At 58.6% G+C, this 22,686-nt stretch carries 18 protein-coding genes; 12 read left to right on the plus strand and 6 right to left on the minus strand.

The features are described 5' to 3' along the window. Positions 1 to 250: 250 nt before the first annotated feature. The 5 genes from adhE to ACQ4N7_RS27505 all read left to right on the plus strand — a co-directional run bounded on the left by adhE (position 251) and on the right by ACQ4N7_RS27505 (position 8,654). Positions 251 to 2,881 carry a bifunctional acetaldehyde-CoA/alcohol dehydrogenase gene (adhE, locus tag ACQ4N7_RS27485; RefSeq protein WP_430714630.1) on the plus strand — a complete coding sequence of 877 codons (2,631 nt, stop codon included), beginning with the start codon at positions 251 to 253 and terminating at the stop codon, positions 2,879 to 2,881. A 168-nt stretch (positions 2,882 to 3,049) separates the two neighbouring features. Beyond that, positions 3,050 to 4,153 carry an AAA family ATPase gene (locus tag ACQ4N7_RS27490; protein WP_430714631.1) on the plus strand — a complete coding sequence of 368 codons (1,104 nt, stop codon included), beginning with the start codon at positions 3,050 to 3,052 and terminating at the stop codon, positions 4,151 to 4,153. Further along, complete coding sequence (locus ACQ4N7_RS27495; protein ID WP_430714632.1) at positions 4,150 to 4,647, plus strand: hypothetical protein; 498 nt, start codon at positions 4,150 to 4,152, stop codon at positions 4,645 to 4,647. Before ACQ4N7_RS27490 ends, ACQ4N7_RS27495 begins: the two co-directional genes overlap by 4 nt. 44 nt (positions 4,648 to 4,691) lie before the next feature. Continuing rightward, entirely contained in the window at positions 4,692 to 7,430 is a 2,739-nt protein-coding gene (locus tag ACQ4N7_RS27500; protein ID WP_430714633.1) for a bifunctional acetate--CoA ligase family protein/GNAT family N-acetyltransferase, read from the plus strand. Between the two features lie 378 nt (positions 7,431 to 7,808). Next, complete coding sequence (locus tag ACQ4N7_RS27505; RefSeq protein ID WP_430714634.1) at positions 7,809 to 8,654, plus strand: DUF3122 domain-containing protein; 846 nt, start codon at positions 7,809 to 7,811, stop codon at positions 8,652 to 8,654. Positions 8,655 to 8,754: 100 nt separating this feature from the next. Here ACQ4N7_RS27505 and ACQ4N7_RS27510 read toward each other — a convergent pair whose 3' ends face one another. The 4 genes from ACQ4N7_RS27510 to ACQ4N7_RS27525 all read right to left on the minus strand — a co-directional run bounded on the left by ACQ4N7_RS27510 (position 8,755) and on the right by ACQ4N7_RS27525 (position 13,111). Next, positions 8,755 to 9,345, minus strand: coding sequence for a 4Fe-4S single cluster domain-containing protein (locus tag ACQ4N7_RS27510; RefSeq protein ID WP_430714635.1), 591 nt, complete (start codon positions 9,343 to 9,345; stop codon positions 8,755 to 8,757). Between the two features lie 58 nt (positions 9,346 to 9,403). After that, entirely contained in the window at positions 9,404 to 10,519 is a 1,116-nt protein-coding gene (locus ACQ4N7_RS27515; protein WP_430714636.1) for an NAD(P)H-dependent flavin oxidoreductase, read from the minus strand. A 237-nt stretch (positions 10,520 to 10,756) separates the two neighbouring features. Next, complete coding sequence (gene hemN, locus ACQ4N7_RS27520; protein WP_430714637.1) at positions 10,757 to 12,154, minus strand: oxygen-independent coproporphyrinogen III oxidase; 1,398 nt, start codon at positions 12,152 to 12,154, stop codon at positions 10,757 to 10,759. A 204-nt stretch (positions 12,155 to 12,358) separates the two neighbouring features. Next, positions 12,359 to 13,111 (minus strand): heme oxygenase (biliverdin-producing), encoded by a 753-nt coding sequence (locus tag ACQ4N7_RS27525; protein ID WP_430714638.1) that lies wholly within the window; start codon positions 13,109 to 13,111, stop codon positions 12,359 to 12,361. A gap of 262 nt (positions 13,112 to 13,373) precedes the next feature. On the opposite strand from ACQ4N7_RS27525, the gene acsF reads away from it, so the two are divergent. After that, on the plus strand, positions 13,374 to 14,450 hold the full coding sequence (gene acsF, locus ACQ4N7_RS27530) for a magnesium-protoporphyrin IX monomethyl ester (oxidative) cyclase (RefSeq protein WP_430714639.1): 1,077 nt from the start codon (positions 13,374 to 13,376) through the stop codon (positions 14,448 to 14,450). 60 nt (positions 14,451 to 14,510) lie between these two features. Here the strand turns inward: acsF and hetL are convergent, their stop codons facing one another. Together hetL and ACQ4N7_RS27540 are read right to left on the minus strand one after the other, a co-directional pair. Beyond that, a complete protein-coding gene (gene hetL / locus ACQ4N7_RS27535) occupies positions 14,511 to 15,209 on the minus strand; it encodes a heterocyst differentiation pentapeptide repeat protein HetL (protein WP_430714640.1) in 699 nt (232 codons plus the stop codon). A gap of 321 nt (positions 15,210 to 15,530) precedes the next feature. Next, positions 15,531 to 17,030, minus strand: a complete 1,500-nt coding sequence (locus tag ACQ4N7_RS27540; protein ID WP_430714641.1) for a TonB family protein — start codon at positions 17,028 to 17,030, stop codon at positions 15,531 to 15,533. 401 nt (positions 17,031 to 17,431) lie between these two features. On the opposite strand from ACQ4N7_RS27540, the gene ACQ4N7_RS27545 reads away from it, so the two are divergent. From ACQ4N7_RS27545 to ACQ4N7_RS27570, 6 genes are all read left to right on the plus strand, one after another. Next, positions 17,432 to 18,079: a MotA/TolQ/ExbB proton channel family protein gene (locus ACQ4N7_RS27545; RefSeq protein ID WP_430714642.1), complete on the plus strand. Its 648-nt coding sequence runs from the start codon at positions 17,432 to 17,434 to the stop codon at positions 18,077 to 18,079. Between the two features lie 273 nt (positions 18,080 to 18,352). Beyond that, positions 18,353 to 18,760: an ExbD/TolR family protein gene (locus tag ACQ4N7_RS27550; protein WP_430714643.1), complete on the plus strand. Its 408-nt coding sequence runs from the start codon at positions 18,353 to 18,355 to the stop codon at positions 18,758 to 18,760. A 5-nt stretch (positions 18,761 to 18,765) separates the two neighbouring features. After that, on the plus strand, positions 18,766 to 19,809 hold the full coding sequence (locus ACQ4N7_RS27555; protein ID WP_430714644.1) for a FecCD family ABC transporter permease: 1,044 nt from the start codon (positions 18,766 to 18,768) through the stop codon (positions 19,807 to 19,809). Between the two features lie 145 nt (positions 19,810 to 19,954). Further along, complete coding sequence (locus tag ACQ4N7_RS27560) at positions 19,955 to 21,004, plus strand: FecCD family ABC transporter permease (RefSeq protein ID WP_430714645.1); 1,050 nt, start codon at positions 19,955 to 19,957, stop codon at positions 21,002 to 21,004. A 174-nt stretch (positions 21,005 to 21,178) separates the two neighbouring features. Further along, complete coding sequence (locus ACQ4N7_RS27565) at positions 21,179 to 21,991, plus strand: ABC transporter ATP-binding protein (protein ID WP_430714646.1); 813 nt, start codon at positions 21,179 to 21,181, stop codon at positions 21,989 to 21,991. A gap of 38 nt (positions 21,992 to 22,029) precedes the next feature. After that, positions 22,030 to 22,563 (plus strand): hypothetical protein, encoded by a 534-nt coding sequence (locus tag ACQ4N7_RS27570; protein ID WP_430714647.1) that lies wholly within the window; start codon positions 22,030 to 22,032, stop codon positions 22,561 to 22,563. Positions 22,564 to 22,686: the final 123 nt, after the last annotated feature.

Consider the following 22,686-nt stretch of genomic DNA (forward strand, 5'->3'; position numbering starts at 1 on the left):
CGCCGTGGACAATCTCTTTGAGCTCATCGCCTCGTCGGGGTGCTCGCCCCCTGCTCTTTTACCGGCATAATCCTGGAGCTCTGGAGGCTTTCTCATTAAGCCTCCCTTATCGCTGTGACCAATTACCTCTTCTACAGTAAGGATGTGGGGGGATCGATCCTAGGCGTAGACAGTTTCTCTCCATTAAAAACGTCAACTATCTAGCGAATATTTTTCCCTCTTTATCTCCAGCTCATCCCAGGAGGACGCCATGTCCGTAACCAATCTAATCGAACTCGAAGCCCTGATCAAACAGGTCAAAGAAGCCCAGGAAAAGTACGCCACCTTTAGCCAAGAACAGGTCGATTATATCTTTCGCGCGGCGGCCCTGGCGGCCAATGCCGCGCGCATTCCCCTGGCTAAGCTAGCCGTAGAAGAAACGGGCATGGGCGTAGTAGAAGACAAAGTAATTAAAAACCACTTTGCATCAGAATACATTTACAACAAATACAAGCACGAGAAGACCTGCGGCACCCTTGAAAAAGATGAGGGCTTTGGCATCGAAAAGATTGCTGAGCCGGTGGGAATTTTGGCGGGCATCGTACCCACAACAAACCCCACTTCGACCGCTCTCTTCAAAGCGCTGATTGCCCTCAAAACCCGCAACGCCATTATTTTTTCGCCTCACCCCAGGGCCAAGCGGTGCAGCATTGCCGCTGCCAAAATCGTGCGGGATGCCGCCGAGGCCGCCGGTGCCCCCGCCGGGCTCATCGGCTGGATTGATGAGCCCACGGTAGAACTCTCCCAGGCGCTGATGCAGCACCCCGGCATCACGCTAATTTTGGCCACGGGTGGCCCCGGTATGGTGAAGGCGGCCTACTCCTCCGGCCATCCTTCCCTGGGTGTGGGGGCGGGCAACACCCCGGCGGTAATCGATGCCAGCGCCGATCTGCCGATGGCGGTCAGCTCCATTTTGATCAGCAAAACCTTTGACAACGGCATGATTTGCGCCTCCGAGCAGTCCGTCGTGGTGGTCGAGGCTATCTACGAGCAGGCCAAAGCCGAGTTCGTTGCCCGAGGGGCCTACGTGCTAACTGATAATGAAACCGAAGCGGTGCGGCGGATCATTCTCAAAGATGGCCATCTCAATGCCGCCATTGTGGGGCAATCGGTGGAGCAAATTGCCGCCCTGGCCGGTATCACGGTGCCTAAAGAGGCCAAGGTGCTGATGGGTGAAGTGTCGGTGGTGGGCACCGAAGAGCCCTTCGCCTACGAAAAGCTCGCTCCGGTGCTGGGCTTTTACCGGGCTAAAGACTTTCACGCGGCGGTGGCCACGGCGGCGGCGCTGGTGCAGTTTGGCGGCAAAGGCCACACCTCGGTGCTCTACACCGACCCCGCCAACCGCGACGACATTGCCTACTTTGAGAACGCCCTGCAAACCTCGCGGGTGCTGATCAACACGCCGTCGTCCCAGGGGGCGATCGGCGACCTGTACAACTTCAGGCTCGACCCCTCGCTGACCCTGGGCTGCGGCACCTGGGGCGGCAACTCGGTGTCTGAGAACGTTGGCCCTCAGCATTTGCTGAATATCAAAACCGTGACCCAGCGGCGAGAGAATATGCTGTGGTTCCGGGTGCCGCCGAAGATCTACTTTAAGTCGGGCTGTCTGCCGGTGGCCCTGCGAGAGCTAGCGGGGAAACAGCGGGCCTTTTTGATCACCGACAAGCCCCTGTTTGACCTGGGCATGCTGCGCCCGATTACCGAGGTGCTCGATGAGATTGGCATGCAGTGGGACGTGTTTCACGATGTAGAGCCCGACCCGACGCTGAGCAATGTGAACCAGGGCCTGGAGCAGCTGCGCAAGTTTGAGCCCGACGTGCTGATCGCGGTGGGCGGCGGTTCGCCCATGGATGCCGCCAAGGTGATGTGGCTGATGTACGAGCAGCCCCAGATCGAGTTTGAGGGGCTGGCGATGCGGTTTATGGACATTCGCAAGCGGGTGTACGAACTGCCTGCCCTGGGCCAGAAGGCACAGCTGATCTGCATTCCCACCACCTCGGGCACGGGGTCGGAGGTGACCCCCTTTGCGGTGGTGACCGACGATCGCGTCGGCATCAAGTACCCCCTGGCCGACTATGCGCTGACGCCCAACGTGGCCATTGTCGACCCGGCCCTGACTCTGCATATGCCCCGCAGCCTGACCGCCTTTGGCGGTATCGACGCCCTCACTCACGCCCTGGAGTCCTATGTGTCGATTATGGCCAGCGACTTTACCGACGGGCTGGCGCTCCAGGCGATCAAGCTGCTGATGGAGTACCTACCCCGCGCCTACAAAAACGGCGCGGCAGACCCCGAAGCCAGGGAAAAAGTTCATTACGCCGCCACGATTGCCGGTATGGCCTTTGCCAACGCTTTTTTGGGTGTCTGTCACTCGCTGGCCCATAAGCTGGGCTCCACCTTCCACGTCCCCCACGGCCTGGCCAATGCCCTGATGATCAGCCACGTCATCCGCTACAACGCCACCGATGCGCCCTTCAAGCAGGCGATCTTTCCGCAGTACCGTTTCCCCAACGCCAAGCACCGCTACGCCCAAATTGCCGACCACCTGCACCTGGGCGGCGACAGCGACGACGAGAAGGTGATGCGACTGATTGATGCGATCGAAGATCTCAAGCAGCAGGTGGAGATGCCGCTCACCATTCGCGAAACCCTGAATGCCTCAGAGCAGGATTTCTACGACCACCTGGAGCTGATGTCGGAGCAGGCCTTCGACGACCAGTGCACCGGAGCTAACCCCCGCTACCCGCTGATCCGCGATATGAAGGAGTTGTACACCCTGGCCTACGGCGGCTGCCGGGTGGATGCGAGCCTGTACCACCAGCCTGATTTGGCGGCGGTGTAGAGTCTTGGGGTTTTGGCAGAGTGAGTGAAAATCTCAGTAGAAACCTCATTTACTCTGCCTCTTCGTGTGCTCACTACATATGGCAGCTTTGAGAGGTGCGGATAGTGTAAATTGAGTGGGTGGTTCGTCCAGGAACCTTCACTTTTTAATACTGAGAGTAATTTTGCCATGCTCCAGAGGCTTTATGTACATAACTTCAGATGTCTAGAGAATTTTGAGTTTTCTCTTAAGGAAATGTCTTCTGCACTTCTAATTGGAAGAAACGGTGCAGGAAAATCAACTATAGCTAGCTCACTAGAGTTATTTCAAAGCATTGGACGTGGTGCCAATAGGGTTGGCCGATTAATTCGTCCCAAAGACTTTTCTCAAGGCAGATCCAACATCCCAATTCGATTTGAGATAGAGGTTCTACTCGAAGATACTTTATATAAGTATGTTCTTGCATTAGAGTTGCCAGAAGGCTTTAGAGAACTTCGAGTGTTTGAGGAACAACTACTAGTTTCGGGGGATCCGATTTATTCTAGGCAAGAAGCCAAAGTAACCCTTAGCTCACGAAGTAAGGAAACCAATTTTTTGGTTGACTGGCATCTTATTGCTCTTCCAGTAATTCAAGAACAGTCAGAAACCGATCCCATTCGAATTTTTAGAACCTGGCTTTCACGAATGATTATTTTGGCTCCAATCCCTGGTTTGATTAATGGGGAATCCAGCGGTGGGACTTTAGAGCCTAGGAGAGACGGATCGAATTTCGGAGAATGGTTTTCAGGGTTGCTGATCACGAAGCCTGCTGCTTATGGCGAAATATATAAATATCTAGAATCAGTGATGCCTGATATTGGCGAGATTCAGAATGAATCAGTTGGGAAGGAGGCTAAGAACATGATTGTCAAGTTTGAAAAGAATGATTCAAACCTGACAATTGAATTCAATGACTTATCTGACGGGGAGAAGTGCTTTTTTATCTGTGCGGTTGTTCTTGCTGCAAACAAGCACTATGGACCACTTTTTTGTTTTTGGGATGAGCCTGATAATTACCTTTCTTTGTCAGAGGTTGGACACTTTGTAGTTTCACTTCGGCGATCATTTAGGAATAGTGGACAGTTTTTGGCCACGTCGCACAATGAAGAATCCATTCGAAAATTTTCAAGTGAAAATACTTTTCTGCTTGACCGTAAGAGTCACTTGGAGCCAACCCTGATTCGGCTGCTTAGTGAAGTGCCTACCAGTGGTGATCTAATAGATGACCTAATCCTTGGCGATGCAGAGCTATGAGAATCAACAAGTATTCACCACATCTTCTGGTTTTGCCCGAGGATAAAGCTAACTCAGATATAGTCAATGGCTTTTTGCTGCATCCGCAACTTAATCAAAGGGCTATTCAGATTTTGCCACCTGCTGGAGGGTGGACATCAGTAATAGAAAATTTTGTCCGAAACCATGTATCTAGGATGCGACAGCACTCTGAGAGGTGGATGGTTTTTTTAATCGATTTCGACATGGATTATGAACGGTGCGAATATATATTTCGACAAATTCCTGGTGATTTAAGGGATAGAGTATTTGTTCTTGGCGTTTTAGATGAGCCAGAAGCTTTAAAGAAAGATCTCCAAAGAAGTCTTGAATTGATTGGGGAAGATCTTGCAGCCAATTGTGCTGAGCATAAAAATGAATTATGGGAGCATGATCTCCTTAAACACAACAAAGCTGAGCTAGAGCGCATGGCTTCTTCTGTCAAGCATTTTCTTTTCAATCACATAGATGATTAGATGCGAAGCCATCTGCCAGTGCCTGCTCTTAAGAGGACTTAACCATGCTGAGCTGCCCCGATCGCGTGACCGATCTTTGGAAAACCGGGAGTCATCCCCTCGACCCGATTTTTGCGCCGCGCTCAGTAGCGGTGGTTGGTGCCACCGAGCGCCCCGGCAGCGTGGGCCGCACGGTGTTGTGGAACCTGATCAGCCATCCCTTCGGCGGTACGGTCTACCCAATCAACCCCAAGCGGCGCAACGTGCTGGGCATCCAGGCCTACGATCGCATTGCCTCCCTGCCCGAAGCGCCCGATCTCGCCATCATTGCCATCCCCGCTGCGGGGGTGCCCGCCGTGGTGCAGGAGTGCGTGGATGCGGGGGTTAAAGGCGCGATCATTCTCTCGGCGGGCTTTAAGGAGATTGGGGCAGAGGGCATTGAGCTGGAGCGGCAGATCAAGGACATTGCCTACGGTCGCCTGCGCCTGATTGGCCCTAACTGTCTGGGCATTCAGAACCCGCTGACGGGGCTAAACGCCACCTTTGCCAGTCAGGTGGCACGGCGCGGCAACGTGGGCTTTATCAGCCAGAGCGGGGCGCTGTGCACCTCAATTTTGGACTGGAGCCTGCGGGAGAATGTGGGCTTTAGCGCTTTTATCTCCCTGGGGTCAATGCTGGATGTGGGCTGGGGCGACCTGATCGACTACCTGGGCGACGACCCCCACACCCACAGCATTGTGATCTATATGGAGTCGATTGGCGATGCCAGGGCATTTTTGTCGGCGGCGCGGGAAGTGGCCCTGAGCAAGCCCATTATTGTGATTAAAGCGGGGCGCACCCAGGCGGCGGCCCAGGCGGCGGCCTCTCACACCGGGGCGCTGACGGGCAGCGATGCGGTGCTAGATGCGGCTTTTCGCCGCTGCGGCGTGCTGCGGGTAGACCACATCGAAGAGCTGTTTGACACCGCCGAAGCGCTGGCCAAGCAGCCGCGTCCACGGGGCGATCGCCTCAGCATTATCACCAACGCGGGTGGCCCTGGGGTGCTGGCGACGGATGCCTTAATTCGCGCTGGGGGTAGCCTGGCGGAGCTGTCTGCCGCCAGCGTGGATACGCTAAATGGGGCGCTGCCCGCCCACTGGAGCCGCAGCAACCCGGTCGATATTTTGGGCGATGCTGAACCGGCCCGGTTTGCCCAGGCCCTCAAGACGACCCTGGCCGACGCCGCCAGCGACGGCTGCCTGGTGGTGCTCACCCCCCAGGCCATGACCGACCCGACCAAAACCGCCCAGGCGGTGGTCGAAACCTGGCGCAGCAGCGGCTCAAACCAGCCTATTCTGGCCAGCTGGATGGGGGGCGCTGAGGTAGACGACGGCGAAGCTATTCTCAACCGGGCTGGCATACCCACCTACCGCTACCCCGACCAGGCGGCGCGGCTGTTTGGCCTGCTGTGGCAGCACAGCTACGCCCTCAAGGGGCTCTACGAAACGCCGACCCTGACCACTAACCACGGCATCGATCGCGCCAAAGTAGCCGCCATTCTGCAAGCGGCCCAGGCCGAAGGTCGCCACCTTCTCACCGAGACCGACTCCAAGGCCGTGCTGGCCGCCTACGGCATTCCGGTGGTGCCGACCCAGGTGGCGGCGACGGTAGAAGAGGCGATCGCCGCTGCCGACAGCATGGGCTACCCGGTGGTGCTCAAGCTCTACAGCCACACCCTCACCCACAAAACCGATGTGGGCGGGGTGCAGCTCAACCTCGACAGCAGCCACGCCGTCGCTCGGGCCTTCGATCGCATTCACACCAGCGTCAGCGAGAAGGCCGGGGCCGAGCACTTCCAGGGCGTCACCGTGCAGCCAATGATTCGCGTCGATGGCTACGAGCTGATTCTGGGCAGCAGCCAGGACCCGCAGTTTGGCCCGGTGCTGGTGTTCGGCACCGGGGGGCAGCTGGTGGAAGTGTTTCAGGATCGCGCGATCGCCCTGCCCCCGCTGACCAGCACCCTGGCCCACCGCCTGATGGAGCAAACCCTGATCTACAGGGCGCTTCAGGGCGTGCGAGGGCGCGATGCGGTCGATTTGCAGGCGCTAGAACAGCTCTTGGTGCGCTTCAGTCAGCTGGTCGCCGAGCAGCCCGACATTGCCTCGATCGACATCAACCCTCTACTCGTCTCGTCCGATCGACTGCTGGCCCTAGACGCGCGCGTGATCCTGCGTGACCCTGACTCAACGCCCGCCCGGCTGGCCATTCGCCCCTACCCCACCCAGTACATCTGGCCGGGGCGCGACGGCATCACCATTCGCCCCATTCGCCCCGAAGACGAGCCGCTGATTATCGACTTCCACGACATGGTGTCTGAGCACAGCATTTATCTGCGCTACTTCCACACCATTAAGCACAGCGCCCGCATTGCCCACGATCGCCTCACCCGCATCTGCTTCAACGACTACGATCGCGAGATTGCCCTGGTAGCCGAGGTGAATGCCCCCGACCCCAAAATCATCGGCGTCTGTCGCCTCACCCAAAAGCACGGCCTGCCCGAAGCCGAGTTTGCCATGCTGGTGGCCGACCCCTACCAGGGCCAGGGCTTTGGCACCGAGCTGCTGCGCCGCCTGATCGAGGTTGCCCGCGCCGAAGGGCTGCACCGCCTGACGGGGGAAATTTTGGCTGAGAACAGCGGCATGCGGCACCTGTGCCAGCGGGTCGGGTTTCAGCTCAAACCCACGGCGGAACCCGGCGTTTTAGCCGCCACGCTAGATTTAGACGTTGCTGAAGACGTTGCTAAACCGAGACCTGGCTTTGGGTAGGGGCAGAGGGCGCTTGCCCCTGCGGGGGAGGTCAGCTGATTTGGGTAGCGCTGGCTCTACCGGCCCCAAAATTCTGTTTGCCAACTTCACACAACAGGCGGCGGCCCGCACTTGGAAGTATAGCTACAGCCCATTAGATTAGGACGGAGCAGGACCGTCATTCCCGTGGCTACGGGAATCCATTGGAGAGCAGCTACTCCCGCATGGATTCCCGCCTGCGCGGGAATGACGGTCAAGAATCATCTTTGGTAGCACGTCCTCATCGTGATGGCTATGGCTATATTTTCGTGATCACCTTATCACTTAATCGGTATTTAGCTATATAGTTAATATAGGTTTTAAGCTTCTCGCCACGCTTTTCCTTTAGAGGTGATGACTATGACCTACTACTTCAGCAAAGTGGTTGACGCGTCCTTTGAGGAGGCGATCGCCCAAGTGACCGAATCGCTTCAGCAAGAGGGCTTCGGCGTTTTGACCGAAATTGACGCGCAGGCTGCCTTTAAGAAAAAGCTCAATGCTGAGTTTCGCCCCTACAAAATTTTGGGGGCCTGCCACCCGCAGATCTCCTACGAAATGCTGCAGCTCGACGACAAAGCCGGGGTGCTATACCCCTGTAATGTCGTGGTGCAACGCCATGGGCCGCCGTCTCATCCCCTGGCGGCATGTCGTTTAGTCAGAGGCCAATGCATGGGAACTGTGATGCGCAAATTCTGCTTCTGGCTGCTGTTGGGGGCGGTCCTATGGCTAGAAATCGGGCTCGGGTTAGGGCTCTTCAACCCTGCCAGCGCGGCGGCGGCAATTCGCCAGCTAGAGGAAGCCCCAGGGCAGGTGGTCTATCAGTCGCGGCAACCATTGCAAGATCGGCAGGGGCATAGCTGGCAGGCGATCGCCTTCAAACGCATTCGCCCCGACGGCAGCACCAGCGTTGCCCTGCGCCTGGTGGGCTTTCCGGGAGTGGCCAACCTTGACCACGACCAGCCCCTCATCCTTACCAATTCCTTAGGTAAAACCCTGACGGCAGCGGATGACTCTGGGAAAATCTTCACCGATGCCGCCGCCCCCGAGCCCAACGTTGGGCAGTACGACCTTCAGGATCTATTGCCCCAGTTGCAGACCGAGATTCCCCTACAGCTAACTTTGCCCACCGCTGACGGCAGGGGCGTGAGCTTAACCGTGCCATCGGCTCTCATTGCAGAGTGGAAAACGGTTGCCGGTTATGAGTGATACGAAATCCGATTTGGTAAACCTCAATTCATAATCAAGCACCCCGCAGGGTCGTGCATGCTACGACCCTACAAATTGGGGGTGTTTTATTCAGGCTGGGCTAAGGCCCGTCACCATCGCCCAGCCCCAGGTGCCCGTGGTAGCCCGTCACCAGGCGGCTGCCGTCTTTAAAAATGTGGATCTCTACCTGATCGCTGGCCCAGTTGAGGCGATCGCGCAGGCCTGGGTTAAACACCCGCACCTGCTGGTTGCGCGACGACACTGGCGAAGTCGGCTCATGAATCGCGAGAGATTCTACAAAGGGGCCATCCACTAGAATGTCGAGCTGGGCGAGCAGCGCTTGAGCCCCAGGCGGCGCGGCGTTGCCCTGCAATTCTGCCAGGATAAACCCCGAAAACGACATCGTATTGAGCCCGGCGGCCTTTACCCGCCGCGCCACCGCCGCCAGAGCCGAGGCCTGCCAGAACGGCTCTCCGCCAGAGAACGTAACCCCCTCATTTTCGGGGTCGGCCAAAATGCGCTCTACTACCTCGTCAACTGAGACAATCTGGTTGGGCTCAAAGGGCCAAGACGCCGGATTAAAACAGCCCGAACATTCCCGTAGGCAGCCCTGCACCCAAACCACAGCCCGTTTTCCAGGCCCGTTGACCTCTGAACGGTTGACATAGCCCATGATGTTAAGAATAGCCATTACCAAAATCCTCCCGCCCAAAAACACCACCCACTCACCCCCCTACCCATCCACCCACTCACCCACCTACCCACTCACCCCCCACCAACTCCGCCATCACCTCAGCAACCGGCTGAATGCAGCTGCTCCCCCCTACGCCGCTGCCTGCAAACACCAGACCGTTTTCTACGTCGCCCCGGCAGGCGCGATCGAGGGCGCGCAGAATGCAGTAGGTTTCGCGGCGATCGCGAAATTTGCACACCTGCAGGCAGTTGGCAAAGCACTGATCCTTGGTGCCAGAAGCTTCGCCCGCACTGATGCGATCGGTAAAGGCGTTGCGCAGAGCACGACCGGGCAGCCCCACCGGGCTGGGCACCAGCACAATATCGGCGGGGTCAGCCCTGAGGTGAAATTCTTTATAGCGCCGGTCGGCGTCACACTCCTCGGTGGGAATGAAGCGGGTGCCGATTTGGACGCCGCTGGCCCCCAGGGATAGGGCATGGAGGAGAGTGGCGCGATCGCCGATTCCCCCCGCTGCAATCACCGGAATTGGCGTTTCGAAATTCTCTGCCAGGTAGCTCACCAGGGCTGGAATCACCGTCTCTGGCGCGATCGTCGGATCGCCCAGGTCCTCGGCCTTTGCCCCCAGATGTCCGCCCGCTGCCCGAGGATTTTCGACCACAAAGGCATCGGGTAGGCGGTGGTACTGGCGCTGCCACTTTTTGCAGATCACCTGGGCGGCGCGCACGCTAGAGATGATTGGGACCAGGGCCACCTCGGGTCGGTGGGCGGTTAGTTCTGGCAGGTCGAGGGGCAGCCCTGCCCCAGCAAAAATCAGGTTCACGCCCTGGTCAACGGCGGTGCGCACCAGAAAGTCATAGTCGCGGGCGGCCACCATGATGTTGACCCCAAGTATGCCCCTGGGGCTAAGGGCACGGGCTTGGCGCAGCTCATCGATCAGCGCCATACGATTGGCCCGAAAAAATTGTGTCTGGCGAGTTTTAGGGTTCTTCTCCTCAATATCGAAATAGGGAGAATGCATCCCCAGGCCGACCGCCGAGACAACGCCGATACCGCCCGCGTTGGCGACCGCCGCCGCCAGGCCAGCGCCGGAAACGCGAATGCCCATGCCACCCTGGACGATGGGATAGGGGACAGTGTGTTGGCCGATAGTGAGGGAGGGTAGGGTTTGCATGGGTGGATGGGTGGATGGGTGGATGGGTGGATGGGTGGATGGGTAGGTGATACACATCCGAATCGCATTACCCCGATTTCAAAAGGCGGCTTGCGTAGGGGCATAGGCGAAGCCAAGCCAGAGGCTTTACGGTATTTGCCCAGCCCAACCGAGAGCAGTCAGGGCAGATTCGGTGTGGGTGGGTGAGCAGGCGATGTAAGGACGAATGGTTGTTAGCCCATGCGGTGGGATTACCCCTTAAACCGACTGCGAAAACTGCCGAATGGTGCGGTTTCGCAGGTAGGGGTCAAACACCGCCGCGATATTGCGAATCAGCAGCCGTCCGGCGGGCAGCACTTCAATGTGGTTGGGGGTTAGCCGCACCAGACCATCGGCTTCGAGCACCTTGAGGTCTTGTCGTTCGCGGGCGAAGTAGTCGTCAAAGTCTTGGTCAAAGCAGAGGTGATATTTTTCTTGGATGGCCGACTTCGACAGCTCAAACTGGCACATCAGCTCCATGATCACGGCCCGCCGCAGAATGTCGTCCTGGCTCAGCACCACGCCGCGCTCCAGGGGCAGTTCGTTGGCATCCACAGCTTTGTAGAAGTCGCGCAAGCCCTTGTGGTTTTGGGCGTAGACATCGTGCAGCATGCTGATCGAGGTCATGCCAAAGCCCAGCAGGTCAGACTCGGGCAGGGTGGTGTAGCCCTGAAAGTTGCGATGCAGCTGGCCCTGAGACTGCGCGATCGCCAGCTCGTCGGTGGCCTTGGCAAAGTGGTCCATGCCAATGAACTGGTAGCCTGCCGCCGTTAGCTGGTCAATGGTCATGTGAAAAATCTCTAGCTTCTCGGCGGGGCCGGGTAGAGTAGCCGGATCGATGTGCTTTTTCTGCACCGGCTTCAGCCAGGGCACGTAGGCAAAGTTAAAGACGGCGATGCGATCGGGGTCGAGGCGCAGGGTTTTCTCGATCGTGTCGCGAAAGGTGGCCAGGGTTTGGTAGGGCAGCCCATAGATGAGATCGACATTTACACTCTCAAACCCCGCCTGCCGCAGCCAGCCCATGGCCTCAAACAGCATCGCCTCGGGCTGAATGCGATTGACCGCCGCCTGCACCTTGAGGTTAAAGTCTTGCAGGCCAAAGCTCACCCGCTTAAAGCCCAGATCTTTAAGGAACCGCACGTAGTCGCGATCCAGGTCGCGGGGGTTCACCTCAATCGAAATTTCGGCATCGGGCTCAAATTCAAAGTGCTGGTGAAGCACGTTCCACAGCCGTTCTACCTGCGCCTTCGTTAAATAGCTGGGGGTGCCGCCGCCCCAGTGCAGCTGGTTAACCCTGCGGCCAGAGACGCGATCGGCCACCTGGGCAATGTTGCGCTCCAGGTAATCGAGGTATGGATCGGCCACCTTCTTGTGGCGAGTAATTACCGTGTTGCAGCCGCAGAAGTAGCAGGCCGACTCGCAAAAGGGAATGTGGCAGTAGAGCGACAGGGGCGTTTGCTTGTAGTTACCCACGGCGATCGCCGCTTCAAAATCTCTGGGGCTAAAGTCTGCGGTCATCTCCGTTGCCGGAGGGTAGCTGGTATAGCGGGGCAGCGGCTGGTTGTACTTGTGCAGCAGCGCCGAGTCAAACACAACGGGGTTGGCAAGAGAGAGCATAGTAATCAGTGATATGCGAAAGGTGGATAGATCTGTAGGGTGCATAGCGCCAAAGGCGCAGCTTCGCTTACGCGGCGCTTTCTCTCTAGCAAAGCACCCTAGGTTCAGGCTTTTGAGCCGCAATGCACCGCTCACCGGGTGCCGTGGAAAGGGTGCATAACGCTGGGGCGAGGCTCCGCCAGCGTTATGCACCCTACGGTTGGCCTACTCCGTCGCCACCAGCGCCACCAGGCCGTGGTGGTGGGGGTGCGACTCGGTGCTGCCGGGGCGATCTTGGCGAGTAATTAAGTCGAATACGTGGTCGCCCACCGCCGCCCGCACATCCGGCTCTAGCTCGTGGAACACATCGCGGTTCAGGGCAAAGGCCAGGTTTGCCTCATCCACCAATTGCTGAATTAAACTCTCATCCACCGGCAGAGCGTTCAGCGCTTCGCGGTACTGGAGCTTGAAGTCGCGCTTGGCTTCGACCGTGGGCAGGGCGTCAAACTCATGCAGCGCGGTGCCCTGGTTGGGCGGCAGGTTTAGCGCCGATCGCACAATGTGGCGCAGCCCCTGGCCGCCCGAGAGATCGCCCATGTAGCGCACGTAGGCGTGGGCCACCAGCAGGGCCGGGTTGGTCGCCGAAACTTCGAGAATGCGGTTGACGTAGCGCTGCCCGGCAGGAGTGGCGATGATTTCGTGCTGCCAGCGATCGCCGTAGTAGTAGGCCAAATCGGCCTCTAAGGCCTGGGTACGCAGCAGTTCGGCAAACACCATTGGCCCCACCACCGGGTGGGCTTGGTGGCAGGCCATCTCGGCTTCAAGATTGCTGTAGAGAAAGTAGAGGTCGGCGGTGAGCTTGCGAAAGGGCTCTAGCTCAACCACACCCTTCAAAAAGCACTTCATAAACGCCGTGTTTTCAGACAGGGTGTGGGAAGCCTGAGTTCCTTCGCGCAGTCGCTGAGCTAAATCTGTCATAGGAATCACTCTGAGTAGTGGTCAAAATCTTTTCATCACTATACAGCTATCAAGCGACTAATTAATTCTTCTGGTTTAAGTTTTGTGTCCTAAAAGGCCCGCTTGTGGGACTTGAGAGAAGAGATTCACCCTTTTCTTCCCTCGCTGGCTTGATAGGGCCGACCCTGGGGTAGGCCTGCGTGAAAGGTGCTAACAACGCCTCAGCCATTCATAGCTATTTAGTGATAAAGTGCTTTTCAGTCCTTTAGTCCAGGAAAACCCTATGGTGACTGCCCTGCCTAAGCCTGCGCCCCAGCCCGGTGACAACTCGATAAAAGCCGCCATTGAAGAAAACCTGCTGTCACCCCGGTTCTACACCACCGACTTTGACAGAGCCGCCACGATGGATCTGTCCCTGGAGGCGGAGGGGCTGCAGACCATGCTGGAGGAAATGCGGGCCGACTACAACCGCCACCACTTCAGTCGCGACGACTCGTTTCAGCAAACCTGGGATCACATTCAGGGCGACGAACGCCAGGCCTTTATCGACTACCTGGAGCGATCGTGCGTCTCAGAGTTTTCGGGCTTTTTGCTGTTTAAAGAACTGTCGCGGCGCATCAAAGACCGCAGCCCGGTTTTGGGCGAAATCTTTAGCCTCATGGCCCGCGATGAGGCCCGCCACGCCGGGTTTCTCAACAAGTGTATGCAGGACTTCCACATTTCTCTCGACCTGGCCAAGCTGACCAAAACCCGCGAGTACACCTTCTTTCCGGTGGAGTGGATTGTCTACGCCGTCTACCTGTCTGAGAAAATTGGCTACTGGCGCTACATTCTGATCTATCGCCACCTGGAGCAGCACCCCGAGCACAGTTTTTACCCGCTGTTCAACTACTTTGAGAGCTGGTGCCAGGATGAAAACCGCCACGGCGATATTTTTAAGGCCTTGGTGCGATCGCAGCCCGGTATGTGGCAAACCTGGCAGGGCCGCCTCTGGAGCCGATTCTTCTTGCTCTCGGTCTTTGCCACCCACAGTCTGACGGTGCATGAGCGGGCCAAATTTTACGAAATGCTCGGCCTAGATGCCACCCAGTTTGATGCCGAGGTGGTGCGCAAAACCAATGACACTGCCGCCCGCGCCTTCCCCGTCTATCTCAATGTCGATCACCCCGAATTTTTTCCCCGTTTAGAACGCGCCGCCGCTCGCAACCTAAAGATTAAGCAGCTCATGGAAAGCTCAGCCCCCGCCTGGGTGAAAAAACTTCGCCGACTGCCTCTGGTGCTGGGCATTGTCGGCGACCTGCTGCGTCTCTATCTCATCAAACCTTTGAATGCTGAAGCTCTGCGCGGCACGATTAGATAGTCGATGGGGTTTCAGTGCGCTTTTGCTCTTGGGGTGAGTGCATCTTGCTTCAAAAGCCTTTTATGCAGGCAAGATTGCCCCGGTTAAGTCAGCCTGGGCCAGTGTTGCCCCCGTCAAATCGGCCTCAGACAGGTTCGCGCCGCGCAAAATGACCCCGGTGAGGTTGGCATAGCTCAGATCGGCCCCCTGCAAATTTGCCCCGGTCAAGTCAGTTCTCGGCGACTCGGGCCGAAAGCCCTGGCCCATCTGAGCCCGGCAGAGCTTGGCCCCGCTCAGGTTGGCCTGGGCGAGCTGAGCACCGCTGAGCTGGGCATAGCTCAGGTTAGCCCCCGCTAAGTTGGCCTGCATAAGGTTGGTCTGCTGATCGGAGGTGGGGCGCAGATCGGCGTCAATCAGCAGGGCGTGGGCAAGATTGGCGGTTTGAAAGTTGACGCCGCAGAGGATGGCTTTGATCAGGTTGGCGTTGCTCAAGTCAGCGCCCAAAAACACCGCGCCGCTGAGGTCGGCATCGCGCATCTGGGCCTGGGCACACTCGGCGGCGGTGAAGTCGGCTCCCCACAGCAGGGCTTCGCTGAGATCGGCCTGGGTAAACTTGCTCTGGGTAAAGCGGGTGCGGCCCAGGCGAGCCTGGCGCAGGTCGCTGTGGCTAAAGTCGGTACCGCTCAGGTTAGCCTGCAGTAGCTCAATGTCTACTAGCTTGAGGCCAGAAAAGGTGCGATCGCCCCTTCGGTAGCACTCTAAAATTTCAACCGCATCCATGGGGCACTCGCAGCACAAACACTTCAGCAGTGTACTGTACACCCTCAATGCCGAAGCCCCGTGCTTAAGGCTTTGTGAAAACTCCGACAATATAGCGCTGGCCAGTTCGCTTAGGATCATGACTGACTGACTGTAGCCAAGCCTGGGACAGCGAACTGGCGTATGGCCATCGCCTGTAGGCTACTACGAAAACGTCCTAACCGCTGTGGCGACGGCTATACGCCGAGCGCTCTGTCGAGGCTGAAATTTAGGCTAAGGCTATGCTTGGGATGGCCTTGCTCACGGTGCCTGTTCAAGACCGTTCACCCGCTTTTTTACCCGCTAAGAAGCGTCCTCACTGGCAGGGGCTTCGGGCTGGGGCGGGGCCGCAGGCGCTGATGGTGGAGCCGCTGGGGCAGGCTGCGGGGGCGGAGCTGCCGGGGTAGGAGCCACGGGGGGTGATGTTGGCGCTGCTGGGGGCGCTGCTGGGGGCGCTGCTGGGGGCGCTGCTGGTGGTGATGGAGGCGCTGATGGAGCTCCGGCAGGTTCTGGGGAAGATTCTGGTGCCGCGTTCTCAGACTCTGGGGCGGGCGGAGTAGTAGGTTCTGAATCGGTTGCAGCCGGTGTCTCTGGTACTGCCTCTGGCACTGTCTCTGGCGCGGCCTGTGGTGTCGCTGGTTGAGCAGGCGCTGGAGCCGCTGGCTCGGTGGATGAGCCAGGTGCAGCCGTCGATTCTGGACTAGAGGTAGGCTCGGCGGCCGATTCTGATGCTGGGGTTGGTTCTGGCGGCAGTTCTACCGACTGGCGCTCGCCTCGGCGGCGGGCATCGCGGTTGCGGCGTGAGCCTTCAATGGTGAGGTCATACTCAATGGGGACGCTGGCTCCGCCGCTGACCGGCTGAAACCGCGAGTTGCGGGCGGCCTGGATAGCGGCCTGATCGATCGCGGGGTTACCGCTGGAGCGAGTCAGCGTCACGCTGCGGACGCTGCCGTCGGGGTTGATATCGACACTGACCATGGGTTGGCCCTCGGCCCCGGCGTCTAGAGCGCTTTGGGGATAGTCGGGGCGGGCGCAGCTTTGACAGGCTACGGTACGCGAGCCCTGACCCTGGCCACTGCCGTCGCCCGAGGGGTTAGTGCCTGAGGTGCCGGGGCGGGCGGCGGTTTCAGCCGTTCCGGTAGAATCTGAGGCGGGTGGCCCAGATGTCTCGCTATTGCCGGTCGCTGGCGTGTCGGACGCAGTCTCGCCTTCGCCCTCCGCCTCTCGCCGTCGCTGCAGCAAGTCGCGCAGGCGCTCGAACTGGGAAGAGTCTTCGGCCTCAGTGGCAGGGTCGGGTTCTGTCGGCTCGGCTTCGGCGACGGCCTCTTCGGGTTCAACGGTTGCAGGCGGCAGGTCTGCCTCGGGAGTTTCTTCCTCCTCCTCGGGCACCTCTTCGGGTACCTCTAGTTCTGACGCCACGTCGGTTTCGGCCAGGGGTTCAGGCTCGACCAGCTCAGGCACCTCGGGCTCGGCTACCGCTACCGGCTGAGGCGTTGCGATAACAGCGGCTCGCGGGGCTGGGGCAGCCGGGGCCGCAGTCGGGGCTGGGTCGTTAATCTTGGGGCTGAGTTCGGCGGGTTGGGTTGGGTCTGGCAGCTCTGGCTCCGGGGTTTCGACCAGGGGCTCGGTAACGATCAGCTCAATCGGAGCGATCGCATCCTGACTGGCTCGGGGCATGAGCTGGCTCAAACCAAAGGCGATCGCATGCACCCCCACCGAGCCCAAAAGGCCCCACAGCAAAAGCTTTCGCAGCCTGGCCTGGTCTTGCTCGTGTTGTTCAAAGCAGAGGTTAGAAAGACTCATGGGCAATTTTGGCGTAAGGGTAAAGCACGACCCGCCTCAACATTGTTGAGAAAGAGTATGAATTAAGTCAAGAACTATTGATAATTTAACCAACAGGCATAGGGTACAGGCCTGGAGTCAACGGCGAGAGCGGAAAGCAACTCGAAGCTAACAAGGAGCCAAGATTCTTGAAATCAAAGGCATACAGGGCAAGATGAGGACGGTGCTCACCTTGCGATCGCGTTCTCCCAAACATACTATCAGGATCTATTCTCTATAAACTCTTGACAACGACCTCGCGATCGGGCTCAATGCATTTGACAGTAATTTGCAATAGCCTGGTTTGGCCTGCTTTGCCGTTGGGCTGCGTAGGCGCGTAAAACCCGGCCACTGCAAGCGCGAATCTACGACAGGGTTTGACTATGAGCAGTATCTTTGCCGCCGGCGGCATCGTCATGTGGCCGTTGCTGGCCTTCTCACTGGTGGCGATCGCGCTGATTATCGAGCGGCTAATTTTTTGGGTGCGGCTAAATCAGCGCCAGCGCCGGGTCATGCAAGACATTCTGCGCACCTATCGGCAAGCGCCCATGGATGTATACCCCAGGCTGCGGCAGAACGTTAACCTGCCGATCGCCCGCATTTTTTTAGAAGCGTTAGAGATTGAAGGGGCCAGCCCCAAGCAGTTTCACCTGGCCCTGGCCAGCGCCATGCAGGCCGAGCTGCCCCATCTGCGCCGCTTTAGCACCGTCTTTGCCACCATCATCAGCGTCGCTCCGCTGCTGGGGCTACTGGGCACCATCCTCGGTCTAATCGCCTCCTTTGATGCCCTTCAGCTAGGGGACATGGGGGCCAATGCCGGAGCGGTCACAGGCGGCATTAGTGAGGCCCTGGTTTCTACCGCCGCCGGACTGGTAGTCGCGATCGGCACCCTACTGTTTGCCAACCTGTTTCGCGGCCTCTATAAACGCCAGGTAGCGCTAATTCAGGAGTATGGCGGCCAGCTGGAGATTTTGTATGAGACCCACTACGAGCGTAAGAGCCAGCTGAGAGAAGAGTCTTTTGTGGGGTAGATGGGTGGATGGGTGACGGTCCCTGAGCGGAGTCGAAGGGGATAGAGGGGTGGATGGGTAGAGGGGTGAACGGCAGCAAGTATCGGTGTTTGTTGGCTCCCCTAATCAATCTGCCTAATCTGCTTCCCTAACCTTCGCTCAATCTGCTTCCCTACTTTCGCTTCCCTGTAATGCTCGCTCTCTCTGTCCCCTCACCTCCCACTCCTTACCCATCCACTATCCCCACTCCCACTCACCCACCCATCCACTCACCCACGCACCCACCCCTCCCCCATGCCCTACCTACCCGAAGAACCCGAAGACGAGTTTGAACTCAACATCGTGCCGATGATCGATGTGATCTTCGCGATTTTGACGTTTTTCATTATCTCTAGCCTGTTTCTGACGCGATCTGAATCGGTGCCGGTCAATTTGCCCCAGGCCGACAGTTCTGAGGTGCAGCAGCGAACGCAGATTACGGTTTCGGTTGAGGATTCTGGTGCGATCGCGCTAAATCGAGAATCCATTGACCTGGAAAATTTGCAATCGGGCGTGCGCAACCTGATGGATACCACTCAAGAATCGGTGATCGTGATCAATGCCGATGAGGCCGTTAACCACGGTCGCGTCGTTGCGGTGATGGACGAACTGCGGGCCATCGAAGGGGCTACCCTGGGCATCGCCACGCGACCGGAGAATTAGTAGCGGTGTCATCTTCTCGCTTAGACCGGAAGACAGATAGGCCCAAGCCTTTCTTAAAGCTGTCTCAGTCGCCGCTAGCGCTGGTGTTGGGGTTAGGGCTGGGTAGTTTGGTGCTGCTGGCCTGCCTAATGGCGAGCGTTTTGCTGGGGGCAGCAGAGATTGCGCCGGGGACGGTGTGGCAGGCCGTCTTTCAGTTTGACGGCTCGACCGAGCATTTAATTATTCGTACGGTGCGGCTGCCCAGGGCGGTTTTGGCGGTGGTGGTGGGGGCGGCCCTGGCGGTGGCCGGGGCCATCACGCAGGGGCTGACCCGCAATCCGCTGGCGGCCCCAGATATTTTGGGCATTGATATGGGGGCAGCGCTGGCGATGGTGCTGGCGATATTTTTGCGGGGCAGCGGCAGCTACGTGGGGTTTGCCTTTGCGGGGGCGGCGATCGCGGCCCTTACCGTCTACTGGCTCGGCTCTCTGGGCCGCAGCGGGCTAACTCCCCTCAAGCTGGTAATTGCGGGAGCCGCCATTTGGTATCTGCTGAGTTCGCTCACCTATGGCATTCTCATTCTCAGCCAGCGCACCCTGGATGAGATTCGCTTTTGGCTGGCCGGGTCGCTGGCCGGGCAGGATGTGGCCTCGATACTGCCCGTCTTGCCCTACATCGCCGTGGGCTTAGTCGCATCCCTGACGCTGGGGCGGCAGCTAACGCTGATGAGCCTGGGGGAAGACGTGGCCCAGGGCTTGGGATTGCAGACAGTTTGGGTCAAGGTGGGAGCTGCGATCGCAGTTGTGCTGCTGGCGGGCAGCGCCGTAGCCCTGGCTGGTCCGATTGGCTTTGTCGGTCTGGTGGTCCCCCATGTCGTGCGCTTCGTCGTCGGCGTAGACTACCGCTGGATTTTGCCCTACTCAATTATTTTTGGCGGCATCTTGCTCTCGGTAGCCGATCTGGCCGCTCGTCTAATCATCCGCCCCCAGGAGCTGCCGGTCGGCATTATGACGGCGATCGTCGGGGCACCATTCTTTATCTATTTGGCGCGATCAAAGATCAAACGGTAGAGCACAGGTTGATGGTGGGCGGTGCCCACCCTACAAAGATGAAATAAAACAGTGCATCCCGTGTAGACACTCCCCTCACCCATCCCTTCGACTTCGCTCAGGGACCGTCACCCATCCACCCTCCCACTCATCCACCCTCTCACCCATGCACCCCTCCAAACCCTGGCTCTCCCTCCGACCCCGGCGCTTCCCGCTCTCCTTTCGGATCGATCGGCGGGTACCGCTGGTGCTGGGCGCTCTGGGAGCAGTCGCCCTGCTGTCGCTGATTATCAACGTCAGTCAGGGCGAATACCCGGTGCCGCCGCTGGAGGTGGTCAAAACAATTCTGGGCTTTCCGGCCAGCGCCGACTATGCCTTTGTAGTGAATACTTTGCGGCTGCCCCGCGCCCTGGTGGCGCTGCTGGTGGGCATGGGGCTGGCGACGGCGGGGGCCATTTTGCAGGGCATTACTCGCAACCCCCTGGCGGCCCCAGAAATCATCGGCATCAATTCAGGAGCCAGTTTGGTGGCGGTAGCGATGATCGTGCTGTTTCCGTCGGTGCCGGTGGGGTGGCTGCCCGTCGCCGCATTTTTGGGCGGGCTGGGGGCGGCGATCGCTATCTACCTGCTGGCCTGGAACGGCGGCAGCTCTCCTATTCGCCTGATTCTGGTCGGCATTGGCCTCACCTCGCTGACCGGAGCCTGCACCAACCTGATGATTACCTTTGGCGAAATTAACACCGTCAGCCAGGCGCTGGTGTGGCTGACCGGCAGCGTCTACGGTCGCAGTTGGGAACATTTGTGGCCGCTGCTGCCCTGGCTGGTGGTGTTTCTGCCGCTGACAATGGTGCTAGCTCGCGATCTTGACACCCTCAACCTGGGTGACAGCCTGGCCCAGGGGCTGGGCAGCCGGGTGGAACGGACCCGCAGTTTACTTTTGCTCTGCACCGTAGCTCTGGCCGGAGCGTCGGTAGCCACCGCTGGCACCATCGGCTTTGTCGGGCTGATGGCTCCGCACCTGGGGCGACAGCTGGTGGGGCCGTCCCACGCGGGGCTAATTCCGGTGGCGGCCCTGACCGGAGCCTGCATTGTCGAACTCGCTGACATCGTGGGTCGTCTCGCCTTCGCCCCCATCGAGCTGCCCTGCGGCGTGATCACAGCCGTCATCGGCGCACCCTATTTTCTCTGGCTGCTCTACCGCACCCGCAACCAGTAATGCAGAGAAGGCAGCAGGCAAGAAAAGCAGGTCAGGGGGCAAGGTGCAAGGCAAAAGGGGCAAGGTGCAAGGCAGAACCATAAATCCGAAACCTGAAACCCTAAATCCCCCACCCACCTACCCATCCACCCACCCACCTACCCATCCACCCACCTACCCATCTACCCCTCCACCATGCTCACCAACACCGCCACCGCGATCGCCCTCACCACCCGCAAGCTCACGCTGGCCTACGACGGCAATGTGATCATTCAGGGCCTTGACCTGGCCATTCCCCAAGGCCAAATCACCACGCTGGTGGGGCCAAACGGCTGCGGTAAATCGACCCTGCTGCGGGGACTGGCCCGCTTGCTAAAACCTCAGGGTGGCACGGTGTACCTGGATGGGGATGCGATCGCCCATCTGCCCACCAAGGACCTCGCCAAACGGTTGGGCATTTTGCCCCAGAGCCCCGCCGCGCCAGAAGGGCTAACCGTGCGAGAGCTGGTGGCCCAGGGCCGCTACCCCCACCAGAGCTGGCTGCAGCAGTGGTCAAAAGACGATGAGCTGAAAGTGGAGGAGGCGATCGCCACCACCCACCTGCACGAGTTTGCCAACCGCCCCCTCGACACCCTCTCCGGCGGCCAGCGCCAGCGCGCCTGGATCGCCATGGCCCTGGCCCAGGACACCGAAACCCTGCTGCTGGATGAACCCACCACCTACCTCGATCTGGCCCATCAAATCGAGGTGCTCGACCTGCTCTACCACCTCAACCGCCGGGCCAGGCGCACCATCGTGATGGTGCTCCACGACCTGAACATGGCCTGTCGCTACAGCCATCAGCTTATTGCGCTGCGCGATGGCCAGGTAATTGCCCAGGGAACGCCCGCCGCCGTGGTGACCGAGACGATGGTGCAGCAGGTGTTTGCCTTAAGGAGCCGCATCATCACCGATCCCGTATCGAACACCCCGCTGTGCCTGCCCATTAGCCAGTCTATCGAGAACTAGTCTTATCAGTTTGCCGTCAGCAGGAGGAACATCGACTTGTGACAATCACCTTTCAGGATGGCGAATTGCGCCAGCTGCTGCGCGAGCATGTTCAGCGCACGCAGCCAGAGCTTTTGGCCCATGGGCACGATCAAACGCTGACCTATCCAGACTGGTTGGGCACAGGGCACAAGCGAGATATTGAGCTGCCCAGCGGTATTTCTTTGACCCTGCATCGCTACCGCCTGCATCAAAATCTAGTGCAGGCCTGTGCAGCAGAACAGGCTGACTGTTTCGAGTTTGTGTTTAACCTGACGACTCACAGTCAGTACAACGAAGGGCCTGTATTTTGCGATCGCCACGCCCATTTGCTCGCCCCCGAAGGCCAGGACAGCCGCTGGCGAGAATTTGCCAATCAAGACTATTTAGCGGTAGATATTCACCTCGATCCGCCGCTGCTAAAAGCGCTGAGCGAAGGTCACAGCACTGTGCCAAAACTGCTGCAAAACCTGCTGAATGGGGAGTATACATTTCCCTTCATTGACCCAGTCGCAATCACGCCAGCCATGCAAACCGCCCTCTGGCAAATGTAATTAGTCACCGCAACAAAGCTGACCTACTGGGAATGGGGCAAAAGTTTGTAGCATAAGGGGCATGACGATACAGCCACGTCCAGAGCCAAACCTGCCGGAGATCGACCCTGAAGAGCAAGGGGC

The sequence above is a fragment of the Nodosilinea sp. AN01ver1 genome (genome assembly GCF_050565655.1).
Taxonomy (GTDB): Bacteria; Cyanobacteriota; Cyanobacteriia; order Phormidesmidales; family Phormidesmidaceae; genus Nodosilinea.